Genomic DNA, 15,648 nt, shown 5'->3' on the forward strand with positions numbered 1-15,648 from the left:
AGAAAAGGACTTGTTGCCCGATCGGCGAAGGTGTCCCCTGGTCCCGCCGCCCGATCCGCGCCGCCCGCCCCGGAGAACCGCCCCATGACCGACCATCCGCTCCGCAACACGCCCGCGATGGACGCCTTCTGGATGCCGTTCACGGCCAACCGCCAGTTCAAGGCGGCACCGCGCCTGCTCGTGTCGGCCGAGGGCATGCACTACACCGCCGATGACGGCCGTTCGGTCCTCGACGGCACCGCGGGCCTCTGGTGCGTCAATGCCGGCCACGGGCGCCGGGGCATCGCGGCGGCCGTGGAGCGCCAGCTCGCGACCCTCGACTTCGCCCCGACCTTCCAGATGGGCCACCCGATCGCGTTCGAATTCGCCGAACGCCTCGCCGAGATCGCCCCGGGCGGCCCCGACAAGCGCCTCGACCGGGTGTTCTTCACCAATTCCGGCTCGGAATCGGTCGACACGGCCCTCAAGATCGCGCTGGCCTACCAGCGGGCGATCGGGCAGGGGACCCGCACCCGGCTGATCGGCCGCGAGCGCGGCTATCACGGCGTCGGCTTCGGCGGGCTCTCGGTCGGCGGCATCGTGTCGAACCGCCGGGTCTTCCCGCAGCTCAACGGCACCGACCACCTGCGCCACACCCACGACCCGGCCCGCAACGCCTTCGTGAAGGGCCAGCCCGAGCACGGGGCGGAACTCGCCGAGGATCTGGAGCGGCTGGTGGCCCTCCACGGGGCCGAGACCATCGCGGCCTGCATCGTCGAGCCGGTGGCGGGCTCCACGGGGGTGCTGATCCCGCCGAAGGGCTACTTGGAGCGCCTGCGCGAGATCTGCACGAAGCACGGCATCCTGCTGATCTTCGACGAGGTCATTTCCGGATTTGGCCGCCTCGGCGCGCCGTTCGCGACCGACTTCTTCGGCGTCGTCCCCGACCTCGTGACCAGCGCCAAGGGCCTGACCAACGGCACGGTGCCGATGGGCGCGGTCTTCGCGAGCCGGGCGGTCCATGACGGGCTGATGCACGGCCCGGACGGGATCGAGCTGTTCCACGGCTACACCTATTCCGGGCATCCGGTCGCCTGCGCGGCCGGCATCGCTACGCTGGATATCTACCGGGACGAGGGTCTGCTGACCCGCGTCACCGACATCGCCAACGACTGGGCCGCGGCGATGCACGACCTGCGCGGGCGCAAGAACGTCATCGACATCCGCACCATCGGGCTGATCGCCGGCATCGAGCTGGCACCGCGGCCGGACGCGCCCGGCAAGCGCGCCTACGAGGTGTTCGTCGACTGCTTCGAGCGCGGCCTGCTCACCCGGGTGACCGGCGACATCATCGCCCTGTCGCCGCCGCTGATCATCGAGCGCGGCCAGATCGGCGAGATCGTGGACGTCCTGGGCGCGGCGATCGACCGGGCCGCCTGAGAGCGCTATCCGCCTTTGCGAGCGCAGCGAAGCAATCCAGGGTCGCGCCACGCTTAAGGATGTCGCGCTGCCCTGGGTCGCGTCGCTGCGCACGCGGTGACGGAGAGGGGTGACGCGATCCCGCAACCCTTGCGGTCCGCACAGGCGCCCCCGGCGCGCGGTGGGGTTGTCGCGACACTGCCGACGCCCATCTGCCCCGGACCCGGATTTGAGCCGGGCATGAGGGTTTCTATGTCGAACACCGCCCTGATCGTCGGCGCCAGCGGCATCGTCGGCAGCGCCACAGCGGCGCTGCTCCATCAGGAGGGCTGGCAGGTTGCCGGCCTCGCCCGTCATCCGGTGCGGCAGGACGGCGTCGCGCCGGTGGCCGGCGACCTGCAGGATCCGGCCTCCCTGGCGCGGGCGGTCGCCGACATCGCCCCGTCCCACGTGTTCCTGGCGACCTGGCAGCGGCGTCCCACCGAGGCGGAGATGATCCGCATCAACCGGGCCATGATCGAGAACCTGCTCGAGGCCCTGCGCCCGAAGGGCAGCGTCCGCCACGTCGCCCTGGTGACGGGGCTGAAGCACTATCTCGGCCCGTTCGAGGCCTACGGCAAAGGCCGCCTGCCGCAGACGCCGTTCCGCGAGGACCAGGGCCGGCTCGATATCGAGAACTTCTATTACGCCCAGGAGGACGCGGTCTTCGCGGCCGCCGCGCGCGACGGCTTCACCTGGAGCGTCCACCGCCCGCACACGATCATCGGCAAGGCGGTGGGCAACGCCATGAACATGGGCACGACGCTCGCCTGCTACGCCACCCTGTGCCGGGAGCTGGGGCGGCCGTTCGTGTTCCCGGGCTCGGCCGTACAGTGGAACGGGCTCACCGACATGACCGACGCGCGGTTGCTCGCCCGCCAGCTGCTCTGGGCCTCCACGGAGCCGAAGGCGGCGAACGAAGCCTTCAACGTCGTCAACGGCGACGTCTTCCGCTGGAGCTGGATGTGGGGCCGGATCGCCGACTGGTTCGGGATCGAGGCGGTGCCCTTCGACGGCACGCACCGGCCGCTCGAGCCCCGGATGGCGCAGGACGGGCCGGCCTGGGCGGAGATCGCCGCGCGGCATGGGCTCGCCGAGCCGAACCTCGAGAAGCTGGCCTCCCCCTGGCACACGGATGCCGATCTCGGCCGGCCGATCGAGGTCGTCACCGACATGAGCAAGAGCCGGCGCCTCGGCTTCACGGCCTACCAGGCGACGGACGACGCGTTCTTCGACCTGTTCGGCCGGCTCCGGGCGGACCGGCTGATCCCCTGAGCCGGGGCTGTTCGGTCAGCGCGCGTCGCGCTGCAAAGAAAGCACGCGCACCAAGCCCTCTCCCCTGCGGGGGGAGGGAACCCGCCCCCGGCCCCGGCCTGCCGCCCTCAGGCGGCCTTGCGCTCGGTCCCGCACCACTCGGCCACGAACAGCGCCATGGCGGTGGTGCAGCGTTGCACGGAGGCCAGGCTCACCCGCTCGTCGAAGCCGTGGATGTTCTGGGCGGTCGGACCGTAGCAGAGCGCCGGCACCCGGTCGTAGAGGGCGTGCACGCGGGTATCGAGGTAGGAGGGCGACGTGAAGCTCTGCAGCGGCGAACCGATCGCCCGCGCGTGGGCGCGGCCGAGCACGGCCTCGGCCTCGGAGCCCGCCTCCAGCACGTAGCCCTCGACGAAGAAGCCGTTGAAGACCACGCGCGGCGGATTGTTGGCCAGGAACGGGTCGCTACGGGCGAAGCGCGACACCGCCGCCTCGATCTCGGCGGCGGCCTGGGCGGCGGTCACGCCCGGATAGAGCGCGATGCGGCAGTGGATCCGGCACCAGGCCGGGACCGAGGAGGCCCAGTCGCCGCCCTCGATCTTGCCGATATTGAGATTGATCGGGTGGTCCTCGTTCTCGAAATGCGGGTGCGCGCTCGTCTCGGCGTTCCAGCGGGCCTCGACCTCCCGGAGCGCGCCGATCACCCGGTAGGTGGCGTCGATGGCGTTGGCGCCCGCCCCCATCTCGCGGACGTGGACCGGTACGCCCCGGACCTCCACGGCGAACCAGAGCACGCCGGTATTGGCGCGCACGAGCTTCTCGTCCTCGGGCTCGGGGATCAGCACGGCGTCGGCCCGGTAGCCGCGCAGATGGGTCATCAGCGCGCCGTTGCCGGTCGATTCCTCCTCGACCACCGACTGCACCGTCACGGAGGCCGCCGGCTGCAGGCCGAGGCGGGCCAGGGCGTCGAGGGCGAACAGGTTCGCGGCGTGTCCCGCCTTCATGTCGCCGGCCCCGCGGCCGTATAACCAGTCGCCCTCGACGACCGGTTCGAAGGGCCGATGGGTCCAGAGATCGAGCGGGCCGGTCGGCACCACGTCGACATGCGCCTGCAGGATCAGCGAGCGCCCGGTCTCGGTGTTCGGGCGGTGGTGGCAGACGACGATCGGCGCGTCCGAATGGAGGGCGTCATCGATCTTGGAGCCCCCCGGGTGCGCCGCGATGGCGGCGCGGTCCATGGCGAAGCGCTCGGTCGCGTAGCCCCGGGCGCGGAATTGCGCGAAGACGTAATCCTGGCAGGCATGCTCCGCGCCCCGCAGGGAGGCGAACCGGACCAGAGCCTGCGTGTGGGCGACCTGATCGGCAAAGCCCTCCGCCACGGACGCTTCGATCTCGGCGGCGAGGGTGGGGTCGAGGGCCATGGGAACTCCGAACCGTCTGTGGCCGAAGGAGGCCCCCGGGCTCGGGCCGCTGTCAACCGGCGGTCGGTGAGGCATGGTCCGTGCCGTCAGGCCGGGAAGGCCGCGCGGATCTGCTCGGCAAACCGCACGAACGCCGCGCTCGGCTGGCTGTCCCTGCGGTGGACCAGCAGGGTCTGGGCATGTCCGTCGCCATCCGGAAGCGGATGGACCGATACGCGCCCGGCGCGGCGGGCGGGCTCCGCGACGACGCGCGGGATCAACGTCACGCCCAATCCGGCGGCCACGCAGCCGAGGATGCCGTCGAGGGTCCCGAATTCCATGCGGCGGACATGCACGAGGCCCTGCCGGGCCAGAAAGTCCTCCAGGCGCCTCCGGTACGTGCAGCCGGCCCGGAACACGAGCACCTTCGCCTCCCGCGCGCGGCCCAGCCGGTCGAGCAGCGCCGCCGGGTCGCCGACGGCCGGATGCGCCACCAGCACCAGGTCCTCCGTGAGCACCGGGATCGCGACGAGGTCGGCCTGCATGACCGGACCGGCGACGAAAGCCCCTTCGAGGACCCTGTCGAGAACCCGGGCGATCAGCTGCTCCGTCGGGCCGGTCTCCAACTCGATGTCCACCTCCGGGTGGCGGGCGGCGAAGGCGGCGAGCGGACCAGGCAGGCGCAGGGCCGCGGTCGTCTCCATGGCGCCGATCCGCAGCGGTCCGCGCGGCTCGCCCTCGGAGAGCAGCGCATGCCGCGCCTCCGACAGCAGCCGCCCGACCTGGATCGCGTAGGGCAGGAGCCGCTCTCCGGCCCGGGTCAGCGTCACCCCACGGCTGCCGCGGTGGAAGAGCGGCACCTGCAGGGCCTGCTCCAGCGCCCGGATCCGCCCGGTGACGTTCGACTGCACGGTGTTGAGCCGGGCCGCCGCGCGCCCGATGCCGCCGGTCTCGGCGACGGCGGCGAAGAACATCAGGTCGGTGCTGTTCATGCCATCTGCTTTCGCGATGACATCCTTCTGAAGGAATCATTTTTTCTGCGTCAAGCGGGTCGATAAGCCTGAGATCCCGTCGGCGGCGCCGCGTGCGCGACCGAGGGTCGAGCCGGATGCGAAGCGGGGAGGGACCATGGCTCTGAGGACACGACTCACCGAGGCGTTCGGGCTGCGCCATCCGGTCGTGCTGGCCCCCATGGACCCGGCATCGGGCGGGGCCCTGGCTGCGGCCGTGAGCGCGGCCGGCGGACTCGGGCTGATCGGCGGCGGCTACGGCGATCACGACCGGCTCCAGCGGGAGTTCGCCGCCGCCGGCAACCAACGGGTCGGCTGCGGCTTCATCACGTGGTCCATGGCCCGGGACCCGTCGCTCCTCGACGCGGTGCTCGCCCGCGCCCCCGCCGCCCTGATGCTCTCCTTCGCCGATCCCGCCCCCTTCGCCGCGCGGATCCGGGCGGCCGGCGTGCCCCTGATCTGCCAGGTTCACACCCTCGCGCATGCCCGGCGCGCCCTGGAGGTCGGTGCGGCCGTCGTGGTCGCCCAGGGGACGGAGGCTGGCGGCCACGGGCTCGCCGCGCGCGGGACGATGGCCTTCGTGCCCGTCGTCGCCGATCTGATCGCCCGGGAGCACCCGGAGACCCTGCTGCTGGCGGCGGGCGGCATCGCCGATGGCCGCGGTCTCGCCGCGGCCCTGGCCCTCGGGGCCGACGGCGTGCTCGTGGGCACGCGGTTCTGGGCGACCCGGGAAGCCCTGATCCACCCGGCCGCGAAGCAGCGGGTGCTCGCCGCGACCGGCGACGACACGGTGCGCACGCGGGTCTACGACATCGCCCGGCAGCGGCCCTGGCCGGCATCCTATACCGGCCGGCTCCTGCGCAACGCCTTCATCGACACCTGGCACGGCCGCGAGGACGCGCTTCACGCGGCCGCCGCCGAGCGGCGACGGGACGTGGAGGAGGCCGACGCGGCGGGCGATTACGATGTCGCCAACGTCACGGTCGGGGAGGCCGTCGGGCTGATCGAGGATCTGCCCGGGGCCGGCGACGTGGTGCGGCGGATCGCCGACGAGGCGGAGGCCGCGATCCGCCGCAGCGCCGGCCACATGGCGGCGCCGTGACGGCCTCGGCAAAGCGTGACTACGCAGGGCCGGAGCCGGCCGGAACCTCGGCGTTGCCAACGGCTTAGCGTGACGGCAAACCGCCGCGGTTGTTCACGCCGGAGTCGTCCATGCGTATCGGTCTGATCTCGGTCCTGTCCGGCCTGCTCCTGTGGAGCGCGACCCCAGGCGCAGCCCGCGCGGATGTGGTCGTGAACGTCGACAAGACCACCCAGCGCATGGAGGTTTCGGTCAACGGCCAGCCGCGTTATTCCTGGCCCGTTTCCACCGGCGTCGCGAGCTACGACACCCCGTCCGGCTCCTACCGGCCCTTCCGGATGGAGCGGACGCATTTCTCGAAGGAGTGGGACGACGCCCCCATGCCCTTCGCGATGTTCTTCACCACCCAGGGCCACGCCATTCACGGCACCAATCATGTCCGCAGCCTGGGGCGTGCGGCCTCGCATGGCTGCGTGCGCCTGTCGGTGCGCAACGCCGCGACCCTGTTCAACCTCGTCAAGGCCGAGGGCGTCGGCCGGACGCGGGTCGTGATCGAGGGCGCGGACGTCCCGATGGCGGATCGGGGCCAGCGGGGGACGCGCGTCGCCCGGCGCCGCAACCCCTATCAGCCGGACGATCTGCTGGCGGACAACGATCAGATGGGCCGCCGGTCGCTGCCGGCGTATTATCGTCCCGCCGGGTCCGGCTACGCGCCCGCGACCGTCTACGGATACCCGGCCGAGACCGACGGGATGGACGGCTGGTAGCCCGGCCTCGGACGGCATCGTCCAGGCACGATCGTCATGCGCGGCCGCCGCGACCCATTGCCGAGAGCGTGATGCCGGCCTAGCTCCTGCGCGGCCATCAGAGCCCCTCGCGGCCGATGCTGCGATTTCAGACGGACGGAGACACCCCCAAGATGCCCTTCGCTTTCTGCCGCTCCCTCCCCTTTGCCGCCCTGGCGCTCGCGGCGGCCACCGTGCCGGGTTACGCCCTTGAGGTGACGCGCTCGGCCGACATCGCCGCGCCCCCGGCCAAGGTCTGGCAGACCATCGGCGAGTTCTGCGGCATCGGCGACTGGCATCCCGCCATCGAGAAGTGCGTCCTGTCCGACAAGGACGGCATGAAGGTCCGCACCCTCAGCCTGAAGGGCGGCGGCACCATCAAGGAGGAGCAGGTCTCCCGGGACGACAAGGTGATGAGCTACACCTACACGATCCTGGAGAGCCCGCTGCCGGTCTCGGACTACAAGTCCACGCTCTCGGTCGCCCCCGCGGAATCCGGCTCAAAAGTGACCTGGACCGGGACCTTCAACGCCAAGGGCGCGCCGGACACGGTCGCCAAGGACGCGATCCAGGGCATCTACGATTCCGGCCTGAAGGCGATCTCCGAGAAAGCGAAGTAGGCTCCGTCACGATTCGGAGCGCGCTGCCGGACCCGGTCGGCGGTAGCGCGCGCCAACCTCTTCTGAAGACAGCCTGTTTCGCGGTCTCGACCCTGAACGCCCGCCGGCCGCGCCCGATCGGCCTGCGGCCGGGGCGATTGACCCACTGCCAAGCTCGGCTCACAACCCCGGCGGCGCAGCCCGTGCGCCCCAACAGGATGACAGCCGTGCCCGCGTCCCGTCGATCGATGCGTCTCAGCCTCGCCGCCCTCGCCGTCGCGGCGTTGGGCGCCTGTCAGCAGCGCGCTGCGCCTGCGGTCTCCGAGCCCTCGCCCGTCATTCCGGCCCCGATCGTCCTGCCGACGGGCAGCGGCTGCGGCCCTGAGATCGCCCGGACCAAGGCGATCGTCGACAGCGACGTGGCCACCGGCAATCTCAACAAGCCCGTGGGCGACCGCTTCGGCGCCGACCTCGCCCAGGCCGCGGCGGAATGCGCGGCCGGCAAGTCCGGCGAAGCCCTGCACCTGCTCGCCGCCGCCAAGAGCCGGTATGGCTATCGCTGATCGGACCGCGGCCGGTCCGACCCGCTCGCGCAGGATCGGCCGCATCCCCTTGGCGGGCTGAGCTTTGCGGCATCACGAGCGGTTCCGACCCGCCCCCATCCGGAAGCGGTGGAGCGTTGCCGAGCCTGCACGAAGGGCCGTCCAGCCGGCCGCGCCGCTGCTTTCTGCAGGCCGCCGCCGCGGCCGTGGATGCGGGTGTGTTCGCACGGGGGTGCGATCCGGGACGTAAACCGCGCCGGAGCGGATGCCAGGGTCCGGCTAGATCACGAACAGCAGGTTCAGTCCGGCGCGCCGAAATCCTTCCTCGGCGATCTTCAGATCGAGCCCATAGGACGCGATGTCGTCCGCGACCGGGTCGAGGGTCGGCGCCCGGTGCTGGTGCAGGTGCTTGATGTAACTGTGGCAGGTCGTGCAGGTCTCGACCTGGACGTCCTTCGAGACCTCGTCGAGGCCGTAATAGCTGACGCCCTCGCCGTCGCCGCAGGCGGTGCAGCGGATCCGGACGTGATTCCAATACGTGCCGCAGAGCGAGCAACTCAGGTAACGCGCCTTGTCGGCCGGGGTCCAGGCGACGATGACGCTCGCCACAGGCGCGCCGCCGCAGCAGGGGCAGACCCCGTCGGCCACGGGCTTCAGGGTCTTCGTGTCGAGCCGCGCAGCCTGCTCGGCAAGACGGACCTGCAGGGCCGCCGAGACGAACACGCATTCGGCGATCCGGTCCACCGGCAGCGCCCCCTCGAAGACCTGGAGGGCCAGATCGAGGCGATCCTCCCGGGACGCCGCGCGCAGGCTCTCGCGCGCCGCGACCGAGGCCTCAGGCGCCGTCGTGAGGTCGAGTTCGGCGAGCAGCGCCAGGAGCCCGTCGTCGAACCCCCGGTCCGCCTCGAGGCTGTGCCGCGACAGGGGCGGCATGCCGTGCTCGCTCCGCAGCGCCAGATCGGAGGCCTCCGGAAGCGATGCCGGCGGCCCCTTCGCCTGGATCACGGCCTGAGCCCGGGCGACCTCGGCGACGAACCGGAGATAGGCCTCCATCGGATGCCCGGGGGCCGCCTCGAGAAGGCGTGCGGACCGGTCGGCGAACAGCCGTGCGGGATCGGGCAAGCGGACGAAGGGCACCGACCCGGAAATCCCGATCTTGTCGGGATCGGGCTTCAGCTCGCTGAAATCCCGGCGGCGGGGGCTCGTCGCGGGTGCTGCGGTCGGCGTCTCGTCCGCGGCCGGAGCCGCGGATTTCCGCTTGAAGAAACGGGCCAAGGCTCAGGATCCGCGCTTGTCCACCGAACCCCGGCGGCCCGTGCCGCCGGCCATCTGACGGAACCACTTGCGATGATGGCGGTAGGCCCAGCCGCCCGTGACCGTGCCGCGGACCATCGCCCGGCCGGTGCCGCGGACCCAGATGCCGGCGTAGATGTGCACCACGATGATCGCGATGGCGATCACCGCGGCGAGGGAGTGGGCCAGGAGCGCCCAGCGCTGGGTCTCGATGGAGGTGAGGCCGCCGAAATAGGTGTTCCAGATCACGAGCCCGGTGACGAACATCACGCCGATCAGCGCGGTCTGCCCCCAGAACACACCCTTCTGTCCGGCATTGTACTTGCCGAGCTCCGGGAGCCGGTCCTCACGGTTGGTGACCACGTCGCCGATATGCTTCGTCCACTCGACATCGTCCTTGTTGGGGATGTTGAGCTTCCAGAACCGCACGAACAGGAAGAAGAAGCTGACCGCCAGCGCCACGCCGAACCAGGGATGGATCGCCCGGGTCGCCTGCCCGCCGCCGAACAGGCCGGTGAGCGAGAACAGGTAGGGCGTGAACATCGCCAGGCCCGACAGGGTCAGCAGCGTGAACAGGATCGCGGTGATCCAGTGGTTCACGCGCTGCACGCCGGTGTAGCGCGGGACGTACAGCACCTCCGTCGCCTCGGACTTGGCGTGGTGCAGGGGGCGGGGATCGCCGTCCCGGATGTCGCGGTGGATCGTCATCGACCTTCACTCGCCTGATGCGGCGCCGGCCCTGCGCCTCGGCGGAGGGGGCTCTGAAATTCAGGATAGGGCCTCTGGGCCCCGCCGTCTTCGGTTATCCGATCCCGCCCGTTTCCGAAGGGATCGCGGGTCCCCTCTCCCGTGCGGGAGAGGGACAGGGTGAGGGATGAGGACGATCCGGAGAAGGCGCAACCCGATCCCACGTCGACGACGTGCTCGATCCTGAACCTTCTCGACCCTCACCCCAACCCTCTCCCGCACGGGAGAGGGGGCGCGTCGCGTCTCCCGGGCTGCATTGGCAGCCCGGGATGCCGATCAATGCGGCCGGGCCTCGCCGCCGCCGGTCTCCCGGCGCTTGGCCTCGTCGTATTCGACCGCCTCTTCCTCCTCTTCGGGCACGACCTCGTTGGGGCCGGCCGTCACGTAGTGGAAGAAGCCCGCCACCGCGGCGAAGCCCATGGCGGCGAGACCGAACACCTTCGCTCCGCCCTTCCAGAAGGCGACGAGCGGCGAGATCTTCGGATCGTTCGGCAGACCGGCGTAGAGGCTCGGCTGGTCGGCGTGGTGCAGCACGTACATGACGTGCGTGCCGCCGACGCCGGCCGGGTCGTAGAGGCCGGCATGCGCGAAGCCGCGCGACTTCAGATCCTCGACGCGGTCATGCGCCTGGTCGATCATGGCCTGCTTGGTGCCGAACATGATCGAGCCGGTCGGGCAGGCCTTGGCGCAGGCCGGAGCCTGACCCACCGCCACCCGGTCCGAGCACAGGGTGCACTTGTACGCCTTGTGGTCGGTCTGGCTGATGCGCGGGATGTTGAAGGGGCAACCCTTCACGCAATAGCCGCAGCCGATGCAGTTCTCCTCGATGAAGTCGACGATGCCGTTGGAGTACTGCACGATGGCGCCGGGGGACGGGCAGGCCTTCAGGCAGCCCGGCTCGGTGCAGTGCATGCAGCCGTCCTTGCGGATCAGCCATTCGAGGTTCTGGGTCTCGGGGTTCTCGTACTCGGTGAACCGCATCAGGGTCCACGACTTCGGGGTGAGGTCGTGGGGATTCTGATACGTGCCCGTGTTGACGCCGATATCGTCGCGGAGGTCGTTCCACTCCTCGCAGGCCGATTGGCAGGCCTTGCAGCCGATGCACTTCGACACGTCGATGAGCTTGGCGACCTCCACCTGGCGGCGGATCTCCGGCGGCGTCTCCGTGGAGGCGGAACGCTGGCGGATGTCGAGGGAGCTGTAGTCAGCCATGATTCAGCTCCCCTTACGCGACGGCATCGGACGGAGGCGTGGTCGGCTCGATATTCACGAGCCAGGCCTTGAACTCCGGCGTCTCGGTGTTCGCGTCGCCCACGACCGGCGTGAGCGAGTTCGGGTGCCATCCTTTCTTGGTGTGGCCCATGAAGCCCCAGTGCTGCGGGATGCCGACGACGTGGACCGGCTTGCCGTCGCAGATCAGCGGCTTGATGCGCTTCGTCACCACGGCCTTCGCCTTCAGGGAGCCGCGCTTCGACCAGACGCGGACCCAGCCGCCCTTGGCGATGCCCTTCTCCTTGGCGAGTTCCTCCGAGATCTCCACGAAGGCCTCCGGCTGGAGGATCGCGTTGATCCGGGCGTGCTTGGTCCAGCCGTGGAAGTGCTCAGTCAGGCGGTAGCTCGTCGCCGCGTAGGGGAAGTCCTTCGCGTCGCCGAGATCGGCCAGGTCGTCCTTGAAGATGCGGGCCGCGGGCGCGCCCTTGATCTTCGGGAAGGCGACGTTCTGCACCGGGGACTCGAAGGGCTCGTAGTGCGTCGGGAACGGCCCGTCGCGCATGAGTCCGCGGGTCCACAGGCGGGCGACGCCCTCCTGGTTGAGGATGAACGGACCGACGCCCTTATCGGGGGCGACGGTGACGCCGTAATCCGGCACGTCGAAGCCGATCCACTGCTTGCCGTTCCACTCGATGAGCTTCTTCTTCTCCGACCACGGACGACCCTCGGGGTCGCACGAGGCGCGGTTGTAGAGCACGCGCCGGTTGGCCGGCCACGCGAAGGCCCAGTTGGGCGCGATGCCGCGATCGCCGGGATCGGTGTTGTCCCGGCGGGCCATCATGTTGCCCTTCTCGGTGTAGCAGCCCGAGTAGATCCAGCAGCCGCAGGCCGTGGTGCCGTCGTCCTTGAGCTGGGCGAAGCCGTCGACCTGCTTGCCCGCCGGGATGACGGTCCCGTTGAGATCCGGCGTCGGCGCGAGCGTGTAGCCGTTGAGCTCGCGGGCGAGCTCCGTGGGCGTCGGCGACTCGGCGATCGCGTAGTCCCACTTCAGATTGACGATCGGGTCGGAGAAGGCCCCGCCGTCCTTCTTGTAGGCTCCGCGGATGCGTAGGAAGATCTCCGACATGATCTCGATGTCGGAGCGGCACTCACCCGGCGCGTCCTGGGCCTGCCAGTGCCATTGCAGCCACCGGCTGGAGTTCGACAGCGAGCCTTCCTCCTCCACGAACAGGGTGGTCGGCAGTTCGAACACCTCGGTCTGGATCTTGGTCGGATCGACGTCGTTGTACTCGCCGTGGTTCTCCCAGAACCGCGCCGTCTCGGTCTTGAGCGGATCCATCACCACCAAGAATTTCATCTTGGAGAAGGCTTCCGTCATCTTGGCGCGGTTCGGGAACGACAGCAGGGGGTTGAAGCCCTGGATGACGTAGCCGGTCATCTTGCCCTGCTTGGCGAGCTCGAACCCACGCAGCACGTCGTAGGTCGGCACGTCGAGCTTGGGCAGGTAGTCGTAGGCCCAGTCGTTCTCCTTCTGGGCCTTGTCGCCCCACATCGCCTTCTGGAACGAGACGAAGAACTTGTTGTAGTTCTGCCAGTAGCTCGTCTGCCCCGGGCGCAGCGGCTTGAACTGCCGCTTGGCGATGTAGCTCGCGTAGTCGGGCTCCTTCTCCACGGGGATGTTCAGATAGCCGGGGATGAGATTGCTCATCAGCCCGATATCGGTCAGCCCCTGGATGTTGGAGTGGCCGCGCAGGGCGTTCATGCCACCGCCCAGCATGCCGATGTTGCCCAGCAGCGTCTGCACGATGCACATCGAGCGGATGTTCTGCGAGCCCTTGGAATGGTGCGTCCAGCCGAGCGCGTAGAGCGACGTCATCACCCGGTCGGGCGCGGCCGTCGTGGCGATCAGCTCGCAGACCTTGAGGAAGGTCTCCTTGGGCGAGCCGCAGATCTTCTCCACCATCTCGGGCGTGTAGAGCGCCACGTGCTTCTTCAGCAGCTGCATGACGCAGCGCGGGTGCTGCAGCGTCTCGTCGACCACAGCGTAGCCGTCGGGACCGATCTCGTAGTCCCAGGTGGTCTTGTCGTAGTCGCGCTTGTCCGCGTCGTAGCCCGCGAACAGACCCTCGCTGAAGTCGTAGCCCTCGCGGACCACGTACCCGGCGTTGGTGTAGGCGGAGACGTAGCGGTGCTGCAGCTTGTCGTTGTCGAGCAGGTACTTGGCCACGCCCGACAGGAACGCGATGTCGGTCCCCTGCCGGATCGGGCAGTAGAGATCGGCCACCGACGCCGTGCGGGTGAAGCGCGGATCGACGACGATCAGCTTGGCGTTGTTATGGGCCTTCGCCTCGACGACCCACTTGAAGCCGCAGGGGTGAGCCTCGGCGGCATTGCCGCCCATCACGGTGATCACGTCCGCGTGCTTGATGTCCATCCAGAGGTTGGTCATCGCACCGCGTCCGAAGGAGGGCGCCAAACTGGCGACCGACGGACCGTGTCAAACCCTGGCCTGATTGTCGAAGACCAGGGCCCCCATGCTTCGGACGGTCTTGTAGGTCAGCCACGCCGTCTCGTTGGTCGTGGCCGAGGCCGCCAGGAATCCGGTCGTGGTCCAGCGGTTGACCGTGAGATCGCCGTTCTTGGCCACGAAGTTCTTGTCGCGATCCTCCTTCATAAGCTTCGCGATCCGGTCGAGGGCGAAGTCCCAGGAGACGCGCTTGAACTCCGAGGAGCCCGGGGCGCGATGAAGCGGGTACTTGGTCCGGGTCTCGGCGTGCACGAAGTCGAGGAGCGCCGAGCCCTTGGGGCAGAGCGTGCCGCGGTTGATCGGATGATCGGGGTCACCCTCGATGTGCATCACCGAGGAGCGCGCGTTCTTGGAGCGATCGCCCAGGCTGTACAGGATGACGCCACACGCGACCGAGCAATACGGGCACGTGTTGCGGGTCTCGCGCATCTGCGCGAGCTTGAAGGGCCGCACCGCGGCGGCCATAGCGGGCTCGAGTCCCCCGAACCCGAGGGCACCCAGCGAGCCGCCCGCGAGGCCGGCGCCGGCCCCCTTGAGCAGGCCACGCCTTGAGACCTGGACAGTCATCTCCGCCTCACAGAAAAGCGATCTGGTATAATTCCAGGGTGTCCCAAAAAAGCCCGCGCGAGGCAAGTGCGGTTGCGTGACACAGCAAGTCCCTGTGTCTCGGACGAAGCACCACGTTCGTCCGAGCCGGTATCATCCTGCCGAGGAACGATTTCTTTACTTGCTGGGGATCGCCGGATTCATCCCCGAGGGGCTCGCCGTGCGGTGCTCCAGGGGAGCCTGCGGCTCCGTGGCGGACGAGCCGCCGGGATTGGCCTGCGGAACCGGGCGGTTGGCGTTTTCCTTGGTCGATTGGCCGCCCGGGTCGGGCGCATCCTTGGCGGCCGATTGCTCGCGGGGAACCGGCGCCTGGCTCCAGCCGTCCTGGGCGCTGCGGGATTTGTCGCCCATCGCGTCGACCCCCTTGATCTCGCCCGGCTTGGTCTGCGCGAGGCACGGGGTGCCGACCGTCACCGCCCCGAGGAGCACCAGCATCATCAGGGGAATCGAGCGAGGCAAGGGACGTCTCCGGGGAACGGGCAAGGGGATGCGCGGGCAACGTGCCCTGCACCGCCCCAGTTCCGGCCTGCGACACCGCCCCTCCGAGAGGCCCCCGGATCGGACGACCCGTCGATGCGCCGGCGTCGGTGACGGCTCCTTAACCACGCCCTGCAACGCTGCGTGCTGGCAGGTGCGAGGATCGCCCCATCATGTCGAAGCCGCATCCGGAGCGCGCCTCCGAACTCGAACAGATTCCAGACGCAGCGCCGCTCCCCCCCGGCGTCCGCCGCCATCTCGGCCAGACGCTGCGCACGCTCTATACCGATACGCTCTCGGCCCCCGTCGACGAGCGCCTCAAGGCCCTGATCGCCCAGCTCAGCAAGCCGAAGCGCTGACGCGGCCCGCCACCGGCGCGATCGCCGGATATCCGGATGGGGCAGGGCGGTAAAATCGCGCCGCACCGCCCGCGCCTCACGCCTCCCGGGCCGAGGCCCACTCAAGTGCGCCAGCGCACATAAGATTGTTCGTTCTGAGAAACCCGATCCGGCATTGCGATTCTTCTCCTGTCGCGGAGATCCGGAGAAGATCCATGCGTTCTGGCGGCCTACTGCGCTGATCCGCCTTGCATTCCGGCCGACGACGCCGTTCCTGAGCGAGCGATGCCATCCCGCGTGTCCGCGTCCGAGGCTTGACTTCGTTCGGTAAAAAGAACGA

14 protein-coding genes are annotated in these 15,648 nt (G+C 69.5%); 7 read left to right on the forward strand and 7 right to left on the reverse strand.

Translation table 11 applies throughout. The annotated features are described in order from the left end of the window. Positions 1-84 precede the first annotated feature (84 nt). Positions 85-1,419 carry an omega-aminotransferase AptA gene (locus tag GGQ91_RS24380; RefSeq protein ID WP_182593037.1) on the forward strand — a complete coding sequence of 445 codons (1,335 nt, stop codon included), beginning with the start codon at positions 85-87 and terminating at the stop codon, positions 1,417-1,419. Positions 1,420-1,650: 231 nt separating this feature from the next. Beyond that, positions 1,651-2,712 (forward strand): SDR family oxidoreductase, encoded by a 1,062-nt coding sequence (locus GGQ91_RS24385; RefSeq protein WP_182593038.1) that lies wholly within the window; start codon positions 1,651-1,653, stop codon positions 2,710-2,712. 107 nt (positions 2,713-2,819) lie between these two features. Here the strand turns inward: GGQ91_RS24385 and GGQ91_RS24390 are convergent, their stop codons facing one another. Both GGQ91_RS24390 and GGQ91_RS24395 read right to left on the reverse strand, forming a co-directional pair. After that, positions 2,820-4,112 (reverse strand): ArgE/DapE family deacylase, encoded by a 1,293-nt coding sequence (locus GGQ91_RS24390; protein WP_182593039.1) that lies wholly within the window; start codon positions 4,110-4,112, stop codon positions 2,820-2,822. 86 nt (positions 4,113-4,198) lie between these two features. Further along, on the reverse strand, positions 4,199-5,083 hold the full coding sequence (locus GGQ91_RS24395; RefSeq protein ID WP_182593040.1) for a LysR family transcriptional regulator: 885 nt from the start codon (positions 5,081-5,083) through the stop codon (positions 4,199-4,201). A gap of 136 nt (positions 5,084-5,219) precedes the next feature. Between GGQ91_RS24395 and GGQ91_RS24400 the strand changes: the two genes are divergently transcribed. The 4 genes from GGQ91_RS24400 to GGQ91_RS24415 all read left to right on the forward strand — a co-directional run bounded on the left by GGQ91_RS24400 (position 5,220) and on the right by GGQ91_RS24415 (position 8,129). After that, complete coding sequence (locus tag GGQ91_RS24400) at positions 5,220-6,203, forward strand: NAD(P)H-dependent flavin oxidoreductase (protein ID WP_075379819.1); 984 nt, start codon at positions 5,220-5,222, stop codon at positions 6,201-6,203. A 110-nt stretch (positions 6,204-6,313) separates the two neighbouring features. Continuing rightward, positions 6,314-6,949, forward strand: a complete 636-nt coding sequence (locus GGQ91_RS24405; protein ID WP_043383475.1) for a L,D-transpeptidase — start codon at positions 6,314-6,316, stop codon at positions 6,947-6,949. 152 nt (positions 6,950-7,101) lie between these two features. Further along, entirely contained in the window at positions 7,102-7,587 is a 486-nt protein-coding gene (locus GGQ91_RS24410; RefSeq protein WP_043347923.1) for an SRPBCC family protein, read from the forward strand. A gap of 197 nt (positions 7,588-7,784) precedes the next feature. Then, positions 7,785-8,129, forward strand: a complete 345-nt coding sequence (locus GGQ91_RS24415) for a hypothetical protein (RefSeq protein WP_081948680.1) — start codon at positions 7,785-7,787, stop codon at positions 8,127-8,129. Between the two features lie 258 nt (positions 8,130-8,387). On the opposite strand, the gene fdhE is transcribed toward GGQ91_RS24415, so the two are convergent. The 5 genes from fdhE to GGQ91_RS24440 all read right to left on the reverse strand — a co-directional run bounded on the left by fdhE (position 8,388) and on the right by GGQ91_RS24440 (position 14,952). Then, entirely contained in the window at positions 8,388-9,383 is a 996-nt protein-coding gene (gene fdhE / locus GGQ91_RS24420) for a formate dehydrogenase accessory protein FdhE (RefSeq protein ID WP_053609176.1), read from the reverse strand. 3 nt (positions 9,384-9,386) lie between these two features. Beyond that, positions 9,387-10,109 carry a formate dehydrogenase subunit gamma gene (locus tag GGQ91_RS24425; protein WP_075379820.1) on the reverse strand — a complete coding sequence of 241 codons (723 nt, stop codon included), beginning with the start codon at positions 10,107-10,109 and terminating at the stop codon, positions 9,387-9,389. A 315-nt stretch (positions 10,110-10,424) separates the two neighbouring features. Continuing rightward, positions 10,425-11,360 carry a formate dehydrogenase subunit beta gene (fdxH, locus tag GGQ91_RS24430; RefSeq protein ID WP_043756175.1) on the reverse strand — a complete coding sequence of 312 codons (936 nt, stop codon included), beginning with the start codon at positions 11,358-11,360 and terminating at the stop codon, positions 10,425-10,427. A 13-nt stretch (positions 11,361-11,373) separates the two neighbouring features. Further along, positions 11,374-14,454, reverse strand: coding sequence for a formate dehydrogenase-N subunit alpha (fdnG, locus tag GGQ91_RS24435; RefSeq protein WP_078947084.1), 3,081 nt, complete (start codon positions 14,452-14,454; stop codon positions 11,374-11,376). Between the two features lie 156 nt (positions 14,455-14,610). Next, positions 14,611-14,952 carry a hypothetical protein gene (locus tag GGQ91_RS24440; RefSeq protein ID WP_043347895.1) on the reverse strand — a complete coding sequence of 114 codons (342 nt, stop codon included), beginning with the start codon at positions 14,950-14,952 and terminating at the stop codon, positions 14,611-14,613. Positions 14,953-15,143: 191 nt separating this feature from the next. Between GGQ91_RS24440 and GGQ91_RS24445 the strand changes: the two genes are divergently transcribed. Beyond that, positions 15,144-15,329, forward strand: coding sequence for a NepR family anti-sigma factor (locus GGQ91_RS24445; RefSeq protein WP_043347894.1), 186 nt, complete (start codon positions 15,144-15,146; stop codon positions 15,327-15,329). Positions 15,330-15,648: the final 319 nt, after the last annotated feature.

Source organism: Methylobacterium fujisawaense (assembly GCF_014138435.1).
GTDB lineage: Bacteria > Pseudomonadota > Alphaproteobacteria > Rhizobiales > Beijerinckiaceae > Methylobacterium > Methylobacterium fujisawaense.

Bases quoted from the DNA above. Each gene is read 5' to 3' on its own strand.
- GGQ91_RS24380 (WP_182593037.1), top strand. From the start codon at position 85: ATGACCGACCATCCGCTCCGCAACACGCCCGCGATGGACGCCTTCTGG.
- GGQ91_RS24385 (WP_182593038.1), top strand. From the start codon at position 1,651: ATGTCGAACACCGCCCTGATCGTCGGCGCCAGCGGCATCGTCGGCAGC.
- GGQ91_RS24390 (WP_182593039.1), bottom strand. From the start codon at position 4,112: ATGGCCCTCGACCCCACCCTCGCCGCCGAGATCGAAGCGTCCGTGGCG.
- GGQ91_RS24395 (WP_182593040.1), bottom strand. From the start codon at position 5,083: ATGAACAGCACCGACCTGATGTTCTTCGCCGCCGTCGCCGAGACCGGC.
- GGQ91_RS24400 (WP_075379819.1), top strand. From the start codon at position 5,220: ATGGCTCTGAGGACACGACTCACCGAGGCGTTCGGGCTGCGCCATCCG.
- GGQ91_RS24405 (WP_043383475.1), top strand. From the start codon at position 6,314: ATGCGTATCGGTCTGATCTCGGTCCTGTCCGGCCTGCTCCTGTGGAGC.
- GGQ91_RS24410 (WP_043347923.1), top strand. From the start codon at position 7,102: ATGCCCTTCGCTTTCTGCCGCTCCCTCCCCTTTGCCGCCCTGGCGCTC.
- GGQ91_RS24415 (WP_081948680.1), top strand. From the start codon at position 7,785: ATGACAGCCGTGCCCGCGTCCCGTCGATCGATGCGTCTCAGCCTCGCC.
- GGQ91_RS24425 (WP_075379820.1), bottom strand. From the start codon at position 10,109: ATGACGATCCACCGCGACATCCGGGACGGCGATCCCCGCCCCCTGCAC.
- fdxH (WP_043756175.1), bottom strand. From the start codon at position 11,360: ATGGCTGACTACAGCTCCCTCGACATCCGCCAGCGTTCCGCCTCCACG.
- GGQ91_RS24445 (WP_043347894.1), top strand. From the start codon at position 15,144: ATGTCGAAGCCGCATCCGGAGCGCGCCTCCGAACTCGAACAGATTCCA.